Below are 20,732 nucleotides of genomic sequence, written 5' to 3'. Positions count from 1 at the left end.
ATACAAAAAATAAATTCTTATTAGTATCTATGTCAATATTTATTATTAATAATTATTTTATTCATAAATTTCTTAATCACAAGAAAAAATTGAATCAACTAGTAAGTGTTCATAACTTTATTATAAAAATAATGAAGTATTTTTAAGCAATCTACAAATCATACTGTCAATCTAAAAAATTATCTCATAAATTTTAGCCAGTTTCAATTATTATTGATAAATTAATAGGCAAAAAGATCCAATTAAATAAATTAATTCAAAATAGAATCGAAAATCTAATTTTTGAATTAATTCTATTTAACTGGATCTTTTTCAAAGAGTTATTAACGATAGACGTTTATATGATTATTTTCTAAGTAATTCAGTTGAATGATTTCTCTCTCTTCTGATTCATCTAATCCTCTAGAAGAAACTTTATCAAATAAAATTTTAATCGTTTGGAGTAAAATTTTCATATCTAATAAGCTAGAGTAATTTTTAATATATAATAAATCAAAGTTCAATTTACTATTATAATCAGAGGCATATTTTCCATATACTTGTGCATAACCAGTGATACCAGCCCGCACATTATGCCGTAAATAATAGTTAGGATTTTCTGAATTAAATTGATCAACAAAAAATGGTCGTTCTGGTCTTGGACCAACAATAGACATATCTCCACGAATAACATTGATTAGTTGAGGTAATTCATCAATTCTTAATGTTCTTAAATATTTACCAACAGTCGTCACACGACTATCATTGCTTGTCGATAAAACGGGCCCTGATTTTGCTTCAGCAGCAGCTGACATAGTTCTAAATTTTAAAATATTAAATTCTCTTTGTCTTAAAGTAACTCTTGTTTGTTTATAAATAATCGGACCAGGAGAAGTAATTTTTATTAAAATTGCTGTAATGAGCATAATAGGAGAAGTACATATAAACAAAACTACCGAAATAACAATATCAAATAATCGTTTAATAAAGTTTTCCTCTGGTTTGATTTCAAAGTTTGATACTTCAATAATACTTTCATCCTCAAAATTCATCATATTTGGTTTTAACATAATTAAATTTTTAAAACTTGTATCTAAAAAGATTTTTTTATCTTTTTTTACGATTAATTGATAAAGTTTTATTTTTTCATTTTCATCTATATCACTAGATAAATAAACAATATCAATATTATCAATAACCCTTTCTAAATTGTCATAATAGTTATCAATAATTACATCTGTTACTTTATGCTTATTATTTTTATGAGACATAAAATTTTGGACAGACTTCATTACTTGATCAGCTTGACCTAATAACACTAGTCTTTTCTCATTACTTACCTTTATATACAGATAATAAACAATAATTCTCCAGACGCTCAAAATAATCACACTAGTAAAAAATGAATAACCTAAAACAGAGCGTGGAAAAGTAAACCATCTACCTAAAAAGGTGACAATCATAATTGTCAAAGTCATTAAAATTTGGCCAATAACCGTAACAAAAACAATATCATTAATTTTTCTATTGTAGAAAATATATGTACCTAGGAGTAAGTTTAAAAAAATAAAAAATACAGAAACATAGATAGCTGATTTTTCATAAGCTACAAAATTATATTTAGGTATTTCTTTACCAAACTTAATCATAAATCCTACAATAATGGATAAATTAAATAACAAAACATCGGCCAATATAATGATGAGTCGTTTTGCATTATTCCATTCATTTTGTGACGTCATTAAAAACTTCCTCTCTTCGCTTTTAGCATATATGCCCAGCATCTAGTCAAGCTATGTGCTTTTTCTTCATACTCTATATTTTATCATACTATAAAGCAACAGCACAGTACTACTCAACAAAACTAGGAATGATGTTTTTCATTCTACTCACTTCTTTTTTACATCAAAAGAAGTTTTCATTGGTTCTTTATTTTGTTTGATAAATGCTAAACCAAGGAAACTGTAAACAATCGGCATCCAATGATAAGCGAGTAGGATATCTTCCATGAAAGAATGACACCAAACAACTAAAAAAGCAATAAACAAACCAATTTGCAAGTTCCCTAATTTCTTTGTTTGAAATCCAATACGTAAAATTATATAGAGTAGAAGCCCAAATAGGATGAAATATCCAATAATACCAAAATTAGATAAGGTATATAAAAATGCATTATGTGTACTTAATGGTTTCCATGAAGCTTGAAAAGGTGTCATCCCAAAAAGCATGTTTTTCTTACCTAATAGCCATTTAGCAAAAAATTCTTTCCAAATACGCTGTCTTCCAGTAAATAAGTCCATTTCCCTTGCTTGTGAACAATAATAAAACAGAAAGGGACCTCCAATAACTATTCCAACAAAACTAAAAAGCCAAAATTTTGTTTTTTGCAAAAAGCTCTTTGGCACTAAATTATCTAAAATAATAAAGGCAATTAAAATAACGAAGGCCGTTTTAGCTTTACAGGCCCATATTCCGATTAGACCAGCTGCATAGATCGGAATAATAAGACTTTTTATGAAAATATTGTTATACATTTTTATTAAGATACTCCCCATTAAAGCAGAAAATAATAAGCTAGCTCCAATTGTATTCGTGTTAATCCAGATATTTTCAACTTTAGTGGATCCCCTAAAGATTTGATTAACTGGTATAATCTTGGGTAATTCAATATACATACGGGATAATGTAGCTACTAGAGCAAGCAAAACAATTAGAAGCATTATAGTTCTATCAATTTTATCAAAAGGACAAACTTTAAAACAGATTACTAATAAAATAATAATAGGAATCATACCATTAATTTGTGGTGTACTGTGCCTCATTTCTGAAGTTAAGGTATATAATTCCCATGTTCCCACTGCTAAGCCGATCATTAGCCAATCTTCAACTTTCAATTGACTAACATTCAAGATCAGTATTATAACCAAAACACCCAATAATAAGTGCATACTCTGAGCATACATAAAGGAAGTAACCTTAGTGCTAATACCAAATACCCACATTACATAGGAACTAGCAATACTCATTAATAATAGAAGACGTCCTATTCTATTTGTTATTTTTTCCATTTCTATCCTCTTTCCTTAATTCCTAACAATAATGATCAATCAATGATTCTATAAATATAAGCACCATTTGAGTCTGGACCATATAACCGTTTAAATTGAATATTTTTAGAAGATAAATTTTCTAAACGTTTATACACGACTACATATTTTATTCCATATGTCTTTAAAGCTTTTGGTGATAATCTTGCAACAAAAGCATCTTTTTGCAGTAATTTCAATGTTGGTAATTGATCGCCAACCTCAACATTAATATGTGCATAGCGATTATAAATAAACTGTTTCTTCGATTTAGGATCTAAGGGTTTAAAAGCATTAAAATTTGGTGTAAAAGCAACACCATTATAAGTATGAACGCCCAGCATAGGTAAATAACCATACATTAGTCGTTCACCTGCCCAAAGTTGGTTAGGGTCACACCTTTCTATTTCTTTTATTTTTAATGCTATTTTCTTTTCATAAACAGCTGAAACACCTTGTACAATGGGATTTACAAAGCAACCAGATATCAAGACAATACTTAATAAAGTTATTGTAAATAAAAGTTTCCATTTTTTAAACAAGGCAACAATAAGAATTGTGGTAACAATCAAAATTCCTATCATTTCGACTCGTGTTACATAAAAACGTAGATTACCTGTATGTAATGAAAAATAATAAACAACCAAATTAATAGTCGCTATACTGATCATTACTAAAAATGGAAGACTTTTTTTCTGCCAAATATAGCCAATGAACCATATACTTAAAAGAGTTGCAGCAAAACCGAAAGAGAGTAATGCTCGCTGAGCAGGTACATAAGACCAAAGCGTTAATTTAGCTAGAATTTCTGGATAAGCAAAAGCCATCCAAAGAAGATTAAAAATACAATAAATAAATAAAATAAAGCCATAAATATTCTCTCTTATTTTTCTGTAAAAAATAAAGGGACTAAGTGGTAAAATAATAAAAAATAGGTGGTAAAAACTACTAATTTCTGAGTTGTTTGTATAGGGTACATCTTGAAAAGGTAATTTCCAATTCATTAAAAAGAAGAAGATATCTCGCTTAGGAATATCTCCACCTAAACTAATTCTTTTTCCTGGATAGGCTGTATTTGTGACCGCCTTTAATGCATCTAACGAATTATATAATGAAAGGCCAACAATCAACCCAGTTAATAATAAGGCACCTCCAATAATTAGTCCATCCATCTTATCTAATCGAATTTTTTTCCTGAATTCCAAAAAAAAGGCAATTAAAAACAGAAGAATCAGATAACCAAGTGGAATTTGTAAAGCTGGATAAAGAACTAGGATAAAACCCGAAGACATAATAACAGTGATCAAAGCAAAACCGGTACGTTCTAAATAATTCTCATGTTCAGCAAAATAATAATAAAGACCGACTAAAAAACCTAAAGTAAAAAAGACCAAATCACCTACCGGTGAAACAAACCACCATTGTAAAGCAGATGAAAATGGAATCCAGATCCCTGATAACATCGCCAGATATTTATTTTTTTTATTAAGATAAGTCCCATCTCAAATGCAAGTAAAATTAATCCAATTAACTTTAAATTCCAATACCAAGACAAGCCATATTCTTTACCTAACAATAAATATCCCCATGAGAATGGCTTACCAATGGTTGCCAGATTCCAAGCTGGAGAATTGTAACCAACAATCATATTTTGACCATCCATTGTCATGACTGGATTATGCGTTTTAAAACCAGTTTGTGTCTGTGATAAACTATAAGGTGTTTGAACAAGCCACTCATCTGAGCGGACACTTCTAGGTGTCCCTATAATTAATCCAGATTTACTCTCCTTGGTATAATCCGATACATAATTATCCCACATATTAATTGAGCTGCCATGGATTTTAAATACAACTAATAAGATAAATACTATAATAGCAGTAAAGTACCGAAAATGCAGTACCTTATCAACAATATAATCAGAAGTACCTGCTTTTTTTTCTAATTGGGTAGCTGTACTTTTATTTTTCATGAACAAATAAACTCCATTTCATCTTAATTAATTTTCAAAGATCAAATTCGTAACGAAAAATTTGGAATGTCTCTTGTTAAATTTGGATTATAAAATGGATCATTCTCAATCAAAATGTGCCATTTTTCTTCCATCATCATTTTTTCCTGTTCAAATCGCTTTTTTTTCTTTCCTTTATCATCATAGCCACGTGTTTGCGATTCAAAATGATAAAGCTCTGCTTCATGAAGCCAAACGTTATTTTTACCTAACGATTGAATTTTTAAGCACAAATCTACATCATTAAATGCAACGGTAAATGTTTCTTCAAAGCCATTTACAATGTCAAAATCTACCTTTTTTACTAGCAAGCAAGCTGCTGTAACAGCTGAATAATTTACATTAATAGCTAGTCGACCAAAATAACCTAGATCGCCATGTGGGTAACCATAATGGCTATGTCCAGCAATACCGCCAAGTCCTAAAATAACCCCAGCATGTTGAATGGTATTATTTGGATATAATAATTTTGCACCTACACATCCAATCCGTGTTTGCTGTGCAAAAGAAACCATTAAAGTTAACCAGCTTTCAGCAATTACTTCAGTATCATTATTTAAAAAAAGTAAATATTTACCTTTGGCTTTTTTGGCGGCAATATTATTAATTCGTGAGAAGTTAAATGGAATATCAATAAATTCTACTATAAACTTCTCTTGTAATTGCACTTTGAATTGCTTATAAAGTTCTTTCATCCTTGGATCATTACTACCATTATCTGCTAAAATGATTTCGTAATTTTGGTAAGTTGTTTTTTCTATAATAGAAGAAATACAACGTTTAACATCTTTATACCCATTTTTCGTTGGGATAATAATTGAAACAAGTCCTTCCTTATCGATATCATAATAAAGATCATATAGCCCATTGGCTAATCCATGTGTAGCATGACCATTGATTTTCCGACGAATGATTGTCTCTTGAAGAGCTTTTAATCCGGCTTCAAAGGCATAATTTTTAGAAGACTGATCAACGGCTGTTGATGTTGGTAACATTCGCCAATGATATAGAATTTTAGGAATATGTTTTATTCGATTAGCAATTGTTTTTTCTGTAAATCGTAAAACTAAGTCATAATCTTGAGAACCTTCATAGCCTTTACGAAAGCCTCCAATTTCATCTAAAATACTTTTCCGGTAGACGCCAAGATGTGAAATGTAGTTTGTGCCCAAAAGTAAATCAGGTGCCCAATCTGGTTTGAATGCTGGATCTGATCTATTTCCATTTTCATCAATTTTATCTTCGTCACTATAAATTAAATCTAATTCTGAATTCTCGTTTAAAACTTTTACAATTTCATAGAGAGCATGTGGAGGTAATTCATCATCATTGTCTAACAAGGCAACAAACTCACCCTGTGCCAAAGTTAAAGCAGTATTCGTAGCTTCACTGATATGCCCATTTTTCTCACGAAAAATCACTTTAATTCGGTTATCTAGCTTTTGATAATCAACCAAAACTTTTTTTGTATTCATATCTGTAGAAGCATCATCTGCTATACATAATTCCCAATAGGGATAAATTTGATTTAATACAGAATCAATGCATTGACGCAACCATTTTTCTTCTACATTGTAAACAGGCATAACAATAGATATGATTGGTTTATAGGTAAATGTGTCTATATTTTGTTCTATTTGTGAATGATCTGTATTGTCATTTAATTTAAGCCAATGCGTATAGGAAGTTTTATTTCGTAATTTTTCAATTTTTACTCGCTGAATAGTAGGCGCGATACCATTTTTAGCTAAGTATTGGAATCCTTTACGAACTTTTAACAGCATTTTTGTCATTTTATCTTCTGTTCCAGGTATTACTGGATATTTCTTTTTTAAAGAAATTATTTGACTCACCGCTGCAGTGGAAGATTGAAAAATAATTTCTAAGGTGTTTTTCTTTTGAATACCTTCTAATACAATTACAAATCCTGTTTGAATCATTTTATCTAACTGATAAATTTTATTTACGTCTTCTCTTAAAACATGTTTAATTGTATAAGCGAAGACTTGGTTTTGGTCATTGTTTATTATGATATTGGGACTTTCAATAGTCTTTGTATCTAAAGCCCAACCTGTAATTGTTAGGTTTCCTGTTTGTTTCTCTCGATAGATACTATCAAAAATTACCTTAATATCATCATTCATGGTTTTCTCCTTATAAGTGGTTTGGATTTTTATATGGATCAATTAAATTCATTTCTGTCCAATTCTCTGCAAATTTTTTAATCGTTCCCTTTTTATCCATCACCTTCCGTTGTTCTTCTGCTTTAAATACAGCATACGAACAATAGACATTTCTTTTGTCCAACTGCGAAGTAAATTGTAGGGAAAGATCTACACCCATCCACTCTTGTCCTAATTGTTCATCTATTCCTCTTACTTCTAAATAATCAGTAATTTTAAAAAGTAAACAATGTTCCGTTGCTGCTTGGATGTTGCGTGGTAAAGCAATTCGATAATAATAGCCTAAACTATTTCCTGGTGTTCCTTTTTCTGGATAAAGCAACCGATTCTTTTTTTTATCAATAGAAACACCAACAGTTTCAATTCGGTAACGATGATCAACAACTTTACCTGTAACAAGTCCAACTGTCTCTTGTTGACCTATGTTCATCATTTCTTTTAACCAATTACTTTTTGTAGGTACTAAGCCAGCATCTAGTAAAACAATATACTCTCCCTTCGCTGAGTGAATCCATTTATCTCTAGTCGTTCCAGCTATAAAACGGATTAGCTTATTGTTGATTGTGACACTATCTTGTAATGATTCAGGTAACAAAATTTCATAAGCAGAATAGATTGTTTTTTCAATCAAATTATTTAAATAACTAGTTAGGTTAGCTGTCTGGTTTGTTATAATAATTGAAACGAGTGGTGAAGTTTCATAAATATAATTAATTTTATAGGAGCCATAAAATTCAGCAATTTTCACTTCTGCTTTAATATCTCTTCGATCCATAGCAGCTTGTACTGCATGCTGACCAGCGATATAAGCATAGCTTTTACTCTCAGGATTTAAGGCTGTAGAAGATTCAATCGCACGCCAATGGTACATGATTCCAGAAATATGTTGAATTTTTTTTGCTTTTTTCAGTTGCTCTTAGAACAAAATCATAATCTTGACTGCCATTAAATTCTGTTCTTAACCCACCAACCTTATTTAATAATTCACGTTTTACTACAACAAAATGGGTAATATAATTATGATTTAAAATTAACTCAGGATTCCAACTAGATTTATAAAAAGCATTAAATCGCTTATTATTTTCTGTAATTTTATCTTCGTCTGTATAAATAAAGTCAATAGCTTGATCTTCATTTAAAGCCTTTACTACTTCATACAATGCTTGTGAAGCTAATTCGTCATCATTATCCATAAATCCAATATAATCCCCTGTTGTAATTTCAAGCGCTGAATTCGTTGCCTCAGAAATATGGCCATTCTTTTCTCTATAGATAACTTTAATTCGATCATCAGATTCTACATATTTTTCAAGCAAAGGTTTGATATGTTTACTCGGTGAAGCATCATCAGCTAAGCAAAGCTCCCAATTTTCATAATATTGATTTTTCAGTGAAGAGACACACGCTGCTAACCATTTCTCTTCTACGTTATATACAGGAACAGCAATGGAAATCTTTGGTTGAAATTTAAATGTCTTAATCTCCATTAAGACTTTTTCAGCATCAACCGGTGCTTCTACCTGTTCTTGGCGTCTGAAGTACCATTTAATAGATCCCAATAAACCACGAGATTGAATAGAATAAATCGCCCGTTGAAGTTTGGTTTTCTGTTGAACCATCATTGATTTTTCTAAAACATATTGAATTTTTTGACCGGTAGCTATATCAATATTTAATAGGTAGTTAGGTTGTTCGACTGTATCTTTAATTCTTATACTAAATCCATAATTTTGATCGCCCACTAATTCAAACATATCAATGACATCTCTTCTATATTCAGTTTCCACAGAATATGGAAAAGATGTATTGCCAGAATTAGATGCCATACTGAATTTTAACGGCATTTTTTCTTCTCTATCATAAGCCCAACCCTGAATAATCGAAACTTTTTCTTCTTCATCTCTTGTAATATCATCAATCACTAGGTTGATTAGGCGGTCTAATTTATTAATTGTTAATCGTTTATAATTTTTAGTTTTTTTAGATACCAAGCCATTGTTTTTTTTGATTTTTTTTTTAATTTTGCTTGTCTTTCACTAAAGATACAATCTATTAATTCTTGTTCAATTGGTGAATAATTACCTTCGAAAAGATAATTAATAGTAATTGTCATTGTTTTGCCGGCAATCTTTTTTCCCTTTATTTCAATTACTGGTACCTGTTTATCAGTAAAAAAGTAGTGTTGATCTTTTATTATTAGAGCATTCGTGGCAGAAATAGGAACAAGTTTACCATTAACAGCTAGAGATAGATCGATAATTGTCCCTATTAAACTAGGAAAAATTTTTACCAGTTTAATTTCTTTAGGAACCTCAATAGTAAAGGTTTTTGTTTCTGGTTTTCTATTATTGATTGCAATATCAAATTCTTTTTGATTTTCTTCACCACAATCAAAAAGAAAATGAATATTTTTATGATCATTAGAATTTTCAGGAATAGCAATGATGGGATTTTCAACTGGCTTTGAAGATAAAGCAAAAAAATACTGATAAACTTCACCATAAGGTCTAGCTTTGAAAGCTTCTCTAATCTCAATTGGTAGGTTTTCATAAGTTGTATTAATTTCATTATGACCGACTTGATTGATTGTAAAATCTTCTCTACTGATAAAAAGACCTAATTCAGAAAATAGTTTTTCAAATCCATCTTGTAAATAAAATGATTTGTGTGTTTCATCTAATAACCCTGTCTCATTCCAATGTAATCGATTATTAAATAAGTCAATTAGTACAGAATTATGAGCAAGATTAGGAAATGTAATTAAGATTTGACCATTTTCTTTTAAAAATGGTTTAACTTCCTTTAACGTTTTTTTAGGATTCATTAGATGTTCTAAAACATCAGCAAAAATAATATAATCAAACGTTTTACCGGAAAAATATTCCATCCAATTACCATCATCAATATTGCCATAGAAAGCATCTGTTGAAAATTGTCTGACATGGTCGTATAATTCTTTATCAAATTCAACAATTGACACATTGCATTTTTTTTGTTCCATTAAATAACTTGTCATGCGACCATTTCCTGGGCCGAATTCTAAAATGTCACTAGCCTCTTTTATCTGACTAACAATTTTCCCTACGCTAGTACTTTCATCTGTTTCCATTTTAAAATCATATTTCATTATTTACCATATCCTTCCATTTATGGTCCAATATAACAATTCCCTCACCCGCATAACGGCCAGTAATAAACATATTTACATATTTTGTTTTATAAACCAATGGTACGGTTGCATGTTCTTCATAAAAAGCAATATCAAAATAATATTCACCGGTTAATAAAGACATTTTACCATATTCTAAATAAAAAACATTTTTACCTTTCTTCCAAGGAATCATCTCTTTGTCCAGTAAGGTATTTAACCCACAAACATAGTTATTATCTACTGTTCGAATAGCTACGCCACATACTGGTGATTTGATTTGATCATTTTTAACAGTGTATTCTATTTTCAAAATAACTTTTTCGTTTTGGGTCACCATCTCTAATGGTTCTAACGAAGCATTTAGTAATTTTGCGCTTGTTACATCAATAATATCTGGAGCTTTGTTTTCGTCTTTGCTGTTTTTTTCACGATCAATTGTTTTAATTGATTTTTTCTTTAGATAATTTTCATAGTTTGTTGTAACATCCATTGTGTCACCAAACTCTACAACCTTACCATTTTGTAACCAAAATGCGCGATCACAAAAACGCCTTATAGAATTAATGTCATGTGAAACAAATAGAATAGTTTTACCAGAGTTTTTAATTTCCGTAAATTTCTCCATACATTTTAGTTGAAATTCAAGATCGCCAACCGCTAATGCTTCATCTACAATTAAAATATCTGGATCAACATTAATAGCTACAGCAAATGCCAATCGAACAAACATTCCACTTGAGTAAGTTTTTACTGGTTGATACAAATGGTCACCAATATTAGCAAATTCAATGACTGAATCTACACGTTCAGCCATTTCCTCTCTTGAAAAGCCAAGTACCATACCATTCAAAAAAATATTCTCATAGCCTGAATATTCAGGATTAAAGCCAGAACCCAATTCTAATAGTGCGGATATCTTCCCATCAATATCCATTGTACCAGCAGATGGTGTTAAAACACCGGTGATAATTTTAAGTAAGGTTGATTTACCTGACCCATTCTCCCCAACAAATCCAATCATTTCACCTTTTTTGATTTGTATATTGATCTTTTTTAAAGCATAAAAAAGATCATGGTAAGATTTTTTTGTTGGATTTAGCGCTTCTTTAAAACGGTCAGAAGGTTTTTTATACATATTATATGTTTTTGTAATGTTTTGTAAATCAATTGCATATTCTGACATTTGATACTCTCCTTATAATACATCTGAAAAATGAGGTTTTAAGCGCCTAAATAAAGTAGAACCTATCATTAGTAATATGAATGTAAAACACCAAAAATAAAGACTATATTGCCCATGTTCAAAAAACCAACCACTACTTAAATATGATTCACGGTATCCTTGAACAATGTAATAGAGTGGATTAATTTTTAATATTTTTTCATAAATACCATGTGGTTGCCACAAAATTGGCAATGTCCACATGATCGTTTGCATCATAATATTGATAAATTGCATAACATCTGGTAAAAATGGCTGTATTGATGCAGTAATCCAAGTGACTGCTGTTAGAAATACAAATAAACAGAATAAATAATAGATTAGTTGCAAGCTATAGACACTCGGCATAAACCCATTCATACCAGCAATGACAAATCCAATTAAAATAAAGAATAGGTGAGTGTAAAGATTTGATAATATCTTCGATGTTGGTAAGATTTGAATATTAAAGACGACCTTTTTTACCAAGTAACTATATTCTCTAAAAACATTTGTTGCAGATAACAAGGAGTCTGAAAAGAAAAACCAAGGAACCAACCCTGTAATCAAATAAACAATAAATGGATAATTGCCTGATTTAGAACGTAATCCGACTGAAAAAACAAACCAATAAGTTAATACTGTCATTAATGGAGTAAGAAAAGCCCATACAATCCCCAAGGCAGAACCAGCATATTTTGCTTTAAAATCATTAATAGAAAATTGAACTAATAATTTTCTATTTTTGAAAATATTTTTAAAAATTGATAACATTCCTTTAAACATTCAATAATTCCTTCCGTAATAAATCACATATTTTCTTTTTTTCTCTAGTCCATCTATTCTTCTTAACGATTTTAAATAACATTTTTATTCTATCTATAAATATCTATCTTTTCAATAGAAGTCCATTGTTTATAAAAAAAATTAAGGACTATTTAGCATAAAGTATTTATTCATTCAACTATTCTTCCTAAATTTCAATAAAATTGATAGATATAACAAATGAACAAAGAGTTGGCTAAATAATTTGTTGGAAATCATAAAAAAAATCTAATTTTTATGATTTATATGCTAAAATAATTAAGATGTTTCCCAAGATTGATTTTATTATACTAATTTGTTAGAAAGAAGTGAAACCATGTTCTTATTTATTATCTATGTATTCCTTTCATCAGCTGGATTGGTTTTATTTAAACTTGGTTCTGGCAATCTCAGTCTTCATTTACAGCATTCTTACTTTTCAATGAATATTTCTCTTCTGGCAGTTGCCGGTCTTTTATGTTATTTAGTCAGCTTTGTTTTGTGGATGTTAATTATTAGTCGATCAGAGATTTCCTATATTGTCCCTCTTGGGGTAGCTTGTACTAATATCACCATTTTATTTGCTTCCTACTTTATATTACAAGAAGTTATAACCACACATGTGCTCATTGGTGCAATTATTATTATTATTGGCATTGTAATTATGAATCTAAAATAGCGCATTTATTTTAATGATAGTCTTAAAAGATATCTTTTAAGACTATCATTTTATGTATATCGTTTTTCTTATTTTTTTTTAGATTTTAAAATAGAAAGTTCTTGAATCAAGGTTTTTAATTTATTTTCATATTTAGAAATAATAATTGTATTTTTTATTTCCATTACCAACAAAAAAATGATAGCAATAAATAACAAAAAGTTAGATGCCGTTTCAAATCCTAAATAAGTGGCAACCCACCGGGGTATTTGTGGAAAAATAGCAAAAATAATCAGTCCAATTGCAATTATTAACCAAACAATAGCATTCTTTAAAAGAAAAACATTTTTATTAATTGCCCGTGTAATATATAGAAAAAAACCAGTAGCAAAAAGCAACATCACAATTCGTAACATAGTTGAAAGCATTAATCTCTCTCCTTCATAAAACTAGCAATAATGATTGCTGAGCTGACTTCTATCATATATTTGATTGAACTAAGAGAACGAATTGAAGAAATCCCACCCACTCTTTCCATCATATTTACAGGACATTCAGCAATCGTAAATTTCTTTTTGATTAGATGAACAATGGACTCAGGCTCTGGATAATGTGTTGGGTAACGTTTAGCAAAAAATGCGATGACATTTTTATTCCCTGCTCGATAACCAGAAGTTACATCATAAATCGTAGTTCTAGAAGCTAGTTTAATAAAAAGAGAAAGCAGACTGATACCACGACGACGCATTCGAGTACTTTGAAATTTTGCTTCATTTCCTGGCATAAAGCGTGATCCGATCGTGAAATCATAGTTTTCATTGATAATTGGCTGAATCAAATCAGGTAAACTATTAATATCATGCTGCCCATCTCCATCAAACTGAACAGCAATATCGTAATTATTTGCCAAAGCATATTTATAACCTGTTTGAACCGCCCCACCAATTCCTAAATTCATAATTAAATGAATAGCATTTATGTCATGAGTATCCAAAATTTCTTTTGTCCTATCAGTAGATCCATCGTTAATTACTACATAATCTAATTCATATTGAAGCTTTTGTAATCGTTTAAATCGTTCAATTGATTCAATCGTTCGCAAAATATTTTCTTCTTCATTGTATGCAGGAATAATAAGAATTATTTTCATTGATTGAAGCACCTTCCTACCTGTTTCTTTAGATTATTCATAATCATTTATTTAAAAAGCTAGCAGATGAAGTAAGTCGCTTTTCATTATTAAAACAAATAATTCCTTGCCATTCATTATTCCTAAAATAATTCTAGCTGCTACATCCTACCAATCTTACTCAATCGTTCAATAATAAAAATATTTCTTTATTGTAAAACAATTCATTATAGAAAAATAATATAGGATATTAGCAAACATATGTAAAATTTTTTATAAAGAGCTTTTATTGAATAATCTTACTTATTTACTTTTATTTTATCAGAATAAGGATAAACTACAACCGTTATTAGCAATAAGGAGAAAATGGATAAATAATTTTTATAGATAATAGACGATAAATTTAAAAATAGTGAGTGATAAGTTAGATTATCTATCCATTCGATAACTAACTTATCCTTCACTATAAAAAATTTATTTTAAAAATCAAAATAACTCTAAACAAAAAAACTATGTTATAAATAAGAAACAGCTTGCTATTTTACTTGTTTTTAGAACTTAACATCTTCTCTAATGCTTCCTGCCAAGTTGGGATATTAAATCCTAAATTCTCAGCTTTACTTAAATCCATTACAGAGTATTGCGGTCTTTTCGCTTTTTGTGGAAATTGTGTAGAGTCTATCGGTAAAACTTTAACTTCATTATTTTTTAAAATTTCTTGAGCGAATTCATACCAACTGCAACTATTTTCATTTGAAAGATGATAGATACCATAAGGCTCTTGTTTTTTTATAATAAATACGATGAATTCAGCCAACGTCCGTGTCCAGGTAGGTCGCCCAAACTGATCATTTACAACTGTCAGTTGTTGATGTGTCTCAGCCAATTTTTGCATGGTAAAGACAAAATTATGCCCATATTGACCAAAAACCCAGGAAGTTCGAATAATATAGTAACGACTTAAATCTTTTTGAACAGCTTGTTCACCCAATAATTTTGTGCGACCATACTCGTTTTGTGGATTTGTTTGATCTGTCGTTTTATAAAAGTCCTCTTTTTTGGTGCCATCAAATACATAGTCCGTACTAATATAAACGAGTGTTGCATCAACGGATTTCGCAGCTTCCACTACATTTACCGTTCCATTTACATTAATATCTTCATCTAATTCTTTGCCTTCTTCTTCCGCCTTATCTACAGACGTATAAGCTGCACAGTGAAAAATAATTGTTGGTTTAATCTTTTGGACAAATGAATAGGTTTGCTCTTTATTTGTAATATCTAATTCTTTTGAATCAGTTGAGATATAATCAATTGCTAATTCATCCAATAAATAACGTAATTCAGTCCCTAATTGTCCATTACCACCTGTAATAAGAATCATCACTTATTCTCCTTTAAAAAGCTACAAAAAAGCTATTTTTCAATCTATCATTATTTTTATTGACCCTTTTTCGCATAAATAGCTTCAATTTTATTTTTATCTGCTCGCCACCAGTCTTCATTCTCAACATACCATTGAATCGTGTCACTCATTCCTTGGCGAAAATCAGTAAATTTTGGTTGCCAGCCTAATTCTTCACGCAATTTAGTAGAATCAATCGCATAACGTAAATCATGTCCCACCCGGTCATTTACGTGTTCATAAGCATTACTTGGTTGTCCCATCAACTCTAAAATCAACTCTATTACTGTTTTATTGTCCTCTTCGCCATCAGCACCAATCAAATAAGTCTCGCCTATCTGTCCTTTTGTTAAAATCATCCAAACTGCTGAAGAATGATCATTTGTATGAATCCAATCACGAACATTTTTACCAGTTCCATAAAGTTTTGGCTGAATACCACTTAGTATATTAGTAATTTGTCGAGGAATAAATTTTTCAATATGCTGATAGGGACCATAGTTATTTGAACAATTAGAAATCGTTGCTTTCAATCCGAATGAACGAACCCAAGCTCGAACCAATAAATCTGAACTTGCTTTCGTTGAAGAATACGGACTGGAAGGATTATATGGCGTCCTAGCAGTGAATTTTTCGCCCATTCCTTCTCCATGTTCCGGTAGATCTTCACGTAAAGGTAAATCTCCATAAACTTCGTCTGTTGATACATGATGATAACGGACATCATACTTACGACAAGCTTCAATTAATGTATAGGTACCTATGATATTCGTCTGTATAAATGGAAAAGGATCATTTAACGAATTATCATTATGTGATTCTGCTGCATAATGAACAACAGCATCCGTTTTTTTTACTAAACGATCGACCAACCCAGAATCAGCAATATCGCCAACAACTAACTCCACACGATCTGTTGGCAAATTTTCAATATTTTTCTTATTCCCTGCATAGGTTAATTTATCTAATACAGTTACGTGTACTTCTGGATGATTGTTTACGATATAATGAACAAAATTTGAACCAATGAAACCTGCGCCACCAGTAACAATTATATTTTTCATAAATATAGCTCCTTTAGTTAAATTTTACCATAAACAAATAGATTTTCTTGTTCAAATTCTTTAAAAGTTGGATGTTTTTTATCTTTTTCAGAAGTAATCGCTTTGTTTAGATCCATCGGCCACGCTATGCCTAAATCTGGATCGTCAAAGGCAATACCACCATCCGCTTCATCATTGTAGTAATTATCACATTTATATGCAAAATTCACATTAGGCGTTAAAGTCACAAACCCATGAGCATAGCCTTTAGGGACTAGCAGTTGACGATGATTATATTCAGACAGAATATAACTTTCCCACTTTCCATAGGTTGGACTATTTTTACGAATATCAACAATTACATCTAGAAGTGCTCCAGTGATTACTCTTACTAGTTTTGTCTGTGCTGCTTTACCTTTTTGAAAGTGTAATCCTCTCAAAACACCTGCCTCACTAGAAAGTGAATGATTGTCTTGTACAAAATCAAAGTTTAATCCAAACGTTTCAAATTTTTGCCTTGAGTAACTTTCTGTAAAAAAGCCACGAGAATCTCCAAATACATCCATTTCAATGATTTTTACATCTTGCAATTTAGTATTTTTAACTTTCATCTATGTTCTCTCCTTGCATTGTATGCTGTGTATAAACTTTAATTAAACACCAAGTTAACTATTCTGTATCTGCTAATCTTAATAAATAGTGTCCATAACCATTCTTTTTTAACGGTTGTGCTAAATCAATTAATCGTTCTTTTGAAATATAATCCATTCTGTAAGCAATTTCCTCTAAACAAGCTACCTTTAAATTTTGACGTTTTTCGATTGTTTCAATAAAAGTCGAAGCTTCAAGCAATGAACGATGGGTGCCTGTATCTAACCAAGCAAATCCACGACTCATAATTTCAACAGATAATTTGTTATTTTGCAAATAAACTTTATTCACATCGGTAATTTCAAGTTCACCTCGCTTAGAGGGTTTAATAGATTTAGCTATTTCAATCACATCATTATCATAAAAATACAAACCGGTCACTGCATAGTTTGATTTTGGATTTTTAGGTTTTTCTTCTATTGAAAGAGCCTGCATGTTATCATCAAATTCAACTACACCAAAACGTTCTGGATCATTTACATGATAACCAAAAACTGTAGCTCCTGTTTTCTTTTCAGCTGCACGTTGTAACATTTTTGATAATCCATCACCATAATAGATATTATCTCCTAATATTAAGCAGACACTATCTTTACCAATAAAATGTTCACCAATAATAAATGCCTGTGCTAATCCATCTGGATGTTCCTGAACAGCATATTCAATATGAATTCCTAAATCACTACCATCACCAAATAAACTTTCAAAACGAGGTGTATCTTCTGGTGTAGAAATAATTAAAAATTCATTAATACCAGCTAGCATCAATGTAGACATAGGGTAATAAATCATTGGTTTGTCATAAATTGGCATTAGCTGTTTTGATGTTGCTTTTGTAAGTGGATAAAGTCTTGTTCCGCTTCCACCTGCTAAAATAATTCCTTTCATATATAAACTCCTTCAATTCTAATTCATTCGTTGATCTTTTTTATAATTCAACCAATAAAAAGATTAATTTTATACCTATTCTCATAAAATGAATAACGAACTATTTTCCTAAAATAATTCGTTTAAATAGTTCGTTAAGCAAAATTATTCGCCAATATAATTTTTGTTGGAAAGATGTTTTTGTTTTAATTTCACTACTGTTTTTTCCATGTCTTCGATACAAGGTAAGTGTTTCAGGTAAAAATGCTGTACGTTTAAATGTAGCGCCAATTAAGCCAATCCACATGTCATGCATTGGTATATTGGTAGGAATAGGTAAGATTTTTTTTATTATTTTTCTACGAAAACACATGCCAGCACCAATATAACCATTTTTCATTATATTATGCCACCAACCATTTTTAATTTTGCGATAACCAAAGTAAGAATTATGCACAGTTTCAAGCGTACCATCAACAATCACTAAATCACTAATGACTACATCCATATCTGGATGTTCCTGAAAAAAGTCACGCATCACTTCTACCTTATTTGGCAGCCAAACATCATCTTGATCAGATAGAAAAACAAATTCTCCAACTGCCTTTGAGATAACAAAATCATAATTCGCAACAATGCCCTGATGAGGACCATTAAAAAATTTAATATTTGTATAGTTTGCTTGGTATTCCTCAATAATTTTTAATGTTTGATCTGTTGAACCATCATCAGAAATAAGCAATTCATCTTGTGGTTCAAGTTGTATTAAAATACTATCTAATTGTTCTCCTAAGTATCTTTCCCCATTATATGTTGTTAAACAAACTGAAATCATTTATTTTCCTTTCAATAGTTTAAATAATTCTAAAATTGTTAGTTGCCAAATGATGCGATTTTTGACCAAGAAAAATTGTTTAATGGCTCTTAAAAAAAGATGTTTCTTATGTTGATTTAATTTTGTCCTATCGTAGTTTTGATAAAAACGTGTTTCACTAGAAACAATAGATTGATACCGTTCTTTTGTCATTGCTTGATAATCCAATACGGATAATTGCTGAATTAATTCTTCTTTTAAAACCATGATGGTCATTTGCTTTTGTGATAAAAACCAGAAGAACCAGTGATCTAAAAAATCCAATGGAAATTCTTGGTTAAACCTACCACCTATAGCAGCAACGGCCTGTTTCGTTAATACCGTGCCAGAATTAATTGCTGTAATTTGTTTCTTTGCAAGTCCGGTAGGAGGAAATTCAGAATACCTTCCTACATAACTGGTGGCATATAAAGGTGAAATTTGCTTGTTATTCGCTTTAACAATTGGTACATACACAGCAATTTTATCATCTAAAGAAAGAAATAACAATCTTTGAACATACTCAGGTGTCATTGTTGTATCCTGATCCAACAAAAGAAAAAGTTCAGCTTTTTCTTTTGTTCCATAAACAATTCCCTCATTATAGGCTTCAGCTAATCCGGGATTTTTTGCGTTATGCTTATAGTGAACATTTCTTTTAAAAAAAACAGCATCTTCTTGTTGCATAGGACTGTTATCATAAACAAACAGATGTAAGGTGGAACAAGTTTCAAGCATTCGTGCCAACCATTTATAATTAGGAGTTTGTGAAATTTTTTTCTTATATAAAACCAAAATAATGACTAAAGAATGCGCCAACTAAAAAAACCTCCAACCCCATTTATTAAAGAATTTGATCATTGATTGAATAAAAATTCTAAATAATTTTTTATTTTTATGTGCACCCTTTTCATACATATGGGTAACAGTTTCAAGTGGTGAATATAAAATACGATAACCAGCCTTACCAAATCGTAGACATAGATCATTATCTTCAAAATACATGAAAAAACGATCATCAAAACCACCAATTTGTTTATATTTTTCAATATCAATGACCATAAAACAACCAGATCCCATTTTAATATAAGTTGTCTTTGTATCTGATAGATCACGACATTCATAAAAGTTTAGTCGTTTATCAAAAATTTTTTTTGTCAAATGAAAAGGGATAAAACGTAGAATATAATCAAATACATCTAATTTTTGACGTACTAAATATTGTGTAGTTCCATCTTCATTTAATACCTTAGGACAAACTGCTGCTAAATCTTCTTCTGCTTTGAGGCGAGTAACAAGTTGATTTAACGTTTTTTTGTTTACCAAAACATCCGGATTAAAAATAATACCTGTTTTTGCTTCTGTATGATTGAATACCCAGTTATGTCCCTTGCCAAAACCAATATTTTCTTTTTCTTTATGTAATGTGATAAATGGAAGATAGCTTTCTAATTGTTTGACATAGACAGGATCTGAATGATTATCAAAAATATGAACAGCATAACTAGAATCCATGCCTAATTCTTCTTTTAATTGATCAAGCACCTCAAAAATATAGCTACTATTATAAGTAACAATTGAAATAATAATTTTCTCTTGCATTCATTCACATCCTATACCTATTTTAATCTATAAAAAACTTGACTATTAAAATGATTTACCTGAAAATATATTCGGCAATATTTCATGTTATCTACCTATTCATTTTTAA

The 20,732-nt window shown here is 30.3% G+C and carries 16 protein-coding genes and 3 pseudogenes; 1 reads left to right on the top strand and 18 read right to left on the bottom strand.

Annotated features, from left to right (window positions below):
- Positions 1 to 323: 323 nt before the first annotated feature.
- The 9 genes and pseudogenes from MPTP_RS03635 to MPTP_RS03600 form a co-directional block, all read right to left on the bottom strand.
- The gene (locus tag MPTP_RS03635) at positions 324 to 1,721 is read right to left on the bottom strand and encodes a sugar transferase (RefSeq protein ID WP_013773719.1); all 1,398 of its coding nucleotides are present in this window, start codon (positions 1,719 to 1,721) and stop codon (positions 324 to 326) included.
- Between the two features lie 147 nt (positions 1,722 to 1,868).
- Positions 1,869 to 3,047 (bottom strand): EpaQ family protein, encoded by a 1,179-nt coding sequence (locus tag MPTP_RS03630; protein WP_013773718.1) that lies wholly within the window; start codon positions 3,045 to 3,047, stop codon positions 1,869 to 1,871.
- A gap of 35 nt (positions 3,048 to 3,082) precedes the next feature.
- Positions 3,083 to 3,649 carry a DUF7654 domain-containing protein gene (locus tag MPTP_RS10425; RefSeq protein ID WP_462498397.1) on the bottom strand — a complete coding sequence of 189 codons (567 nt, stop codon included), beginning with the start codon at positions 3,647 to 3,649 and terminating at the stop codon, positions 3,083 to 3,085.
- A 183-nt stretch (positions 3,650 to 3,832) separates the two neighbouring features.
- Positions 3,833 to 5,037: pseudogene (locus tag MPTP_RS10420) on the bottom strand (DUF7657 domain-containing protein); the annotation flags it as partial.
- Positions 5,038 to 5,078: 41 nt separating this feature from the next.
- A complete protein-coding gene (locus MPTP_RS03615; protein ID WP_013773715.1) occupies positions 5,079 to 7,220 on the bottom strand; it encodes a glycosyltransferase family 2 protein in 2,142 nt (713 codons plus the stop codon).
- Between the two features lie 10 nt (positions 7,221 to 7,230).
- Positions 7,231 to 9,235 (bottom strand): annotated as a pseudogene (locus MPTP_RS10345) (glycosyltransferase family 2 protein); the annotation flags it as partial.
- 85 nt (positions 9,236 to 9,320) lie between these two features.
- Positions 9,321 to 10,386 (bottom strand): annotated as a pseudogene (locus MPTP_RS10340) (class I SAM-dependent methyltransferase); the annotation flags it as partial.
- Complete coding sequence (locus MPTP_RS03605; RefSeq protein WP_013773713.1) at positions 10,376 to 11,593, bottom strand: ABC transporter ATP-binding protein; 1,218 nt, start codon at positions 11,591 to 11,593, stop codon at positions 10,376 to 10,378. The gene MPTP_RS03605 and the pseudogene MPTP_RS10340, both read right to left, overlap by 11 nt.
- 12 nt (positions 11,594 to 11,605) lie before the next feature.
- Positions 11,606 to 12,397 (bottom strand): ABC transporter permease, encoded by a 792-nt coding sequence (locus tag MPTP_RS03600; RefSeq protein WP_013773712.1) that lies wholly within the window; start codon positions 12,395 to 12,397, stop codon positions 11,606 to 11,608.
- Positions 12,398 to 12,752: 355 nt separating this feature from the next.
- Here MPTP_RS03600 and MPTP_RS03595 point away from each other — a divergent pair, with 355 nt between their 5' ends.
- A complete protein-coding gene (locus tag MPTP_RS03595) occupies positions 12,753 to 13,094 on the top strand; it encodes a hypothetical protein (protein WP_013773711.1) in 342 nt (113 codons plus the stop codon).
- Positions 13,095 to 13,162: 68 nt separating this feature from the next.
- Here the strand turns inward: MPTP_RS03595 and MPTP_RS03590 are convergent, their stop codons facing one another.
- From MPTP_RS03590 to MPTP_RS03550, 9 genes are all read right to left on the bottom strand, one after another.
- Positions 13,163 to 13,501, bottom strand: a complete 339-nt coding sequence (locus tag MPTP_RS03590; protein WP_013773710.1) for a DUF2304 domain-containing protein — start codon at positions 13,499 to 13,501, stop codon at positions 13,163 to 13,165.
- The gene (locus MPTP_RS03585; protein ID WP_013773709.1) at positions 13,501 to 14,223 is read right to left on the bottom strand and encodes a glycosyltransferase family 2 protein; all 723 of its coding nucleotides are present in this window, start codon (positions 14,221 to 14,223) and stop codon (positions 13,501 to 13,503) included. Before MPTP_RS03585 ends, MPTP_RS03590 begins: the two co-directional genes overlap by 1 nt.
- A gap of 520 nt (positions 14,224 to 14,743) precedes the next feature.
- The gene (gene rfbD, locus MPTP_RS03580) at positions 14,744 to 15,586 is read right to left on the bottom strand and encodes a dTDP-4-dehydrorhamnose reductase (protein ID WP_013773708.1); all 843 of its coding nucleotides are present in this window, start codon (positions 15,584 to 15,586) and stop codon (positions 14,744 to 14,746) included.
- 56 nt (positions 15,587 to 15,642) lie between these two features.
- Positions 15,643 to 16,671: a dTDP-glucose 4,6-dehydratase gene (gene rfbB, locus MPTP_RS03575; RefSeq protein ID WP_013773707.1), complete on the bottom strand. Its 1,029-nt coding sequence runs from the start codon at positions 16,669 to 16,671 to the stop codon at positions 15,643 to 15,645.
- Between the two features lie 17 nt (positions 16,672 to 16,688).
- Positions 16,689 to 17,261: a dTDP-4-dehydrorhamnose 3,5-epimerase gene (gene rfbC / locus MPTP_RS03570; protein ID WP_013773706.1), complete on the bottom strand. Its 573-nt coding sequence runs from the start codon at positions 17,259 to 17,261 to the stop codon at positions 16,689 to 16,691.
- Positions 17,262 to 17,319: 58 nt separating this feature from the next.
- Positions 17,320 to 18,189, bottom strand: a complete 870-nt coding sequence (gene rfbA, locus MPTP_RS03565; protein ID WP_013773705.1) for a glucose-1-phosphate thymidylyltransferase RfbA — start codon at positions 18,187 to 18,189, stop codon at positions 17,320 to 17,322.
- 100 nt (positions 18,190 to 18,289) lie between these two features.
- Positions 18,290 to 19,003: a glycosyltransferase family 2 protein gene (locus MPTP_RS03560; protein WP_013773704.1), complete on the bottom strand. Its 714-nt coding sequence runs from the start codon at positions 19,001 to 19,003 to the stop codon at positions 18,290 to 18,292.
- Positions 19,004 to 19,840, bottom strand: coding sequence for a glycosyltransferase (locus tag MPTP_RS03555; RefSeq protein ID WP_013773703.1), 837 nt, complete (start codon positions 19,838 to 19,840; stop codon positions 19,004 to 19,006).
- Entirely contained in the window at positions 19,841 to 20,623 is a 783-nt protein-coding gene (locus tag MPTP_RS03550; protein WP_013773702.1) for a glycosyltransferase family 2 protein, read from the bottom strand.
- Between the last annotated feature and the right edge of the window lie 109 nt (positions 20,624 to 20,732).

Source organism: Melissococcus plutonius ATCC 35311 (assembly GCF_000270185.1).
Lineage (GTDB): Bacteria > Bacillota > Bacilli > Lactobacillales > Enterococcaceae > Melissococcus > Melissococcus plutonius.
This window is presented reverse-complemented; position numbering and strand designations above follow the sequence as displayed.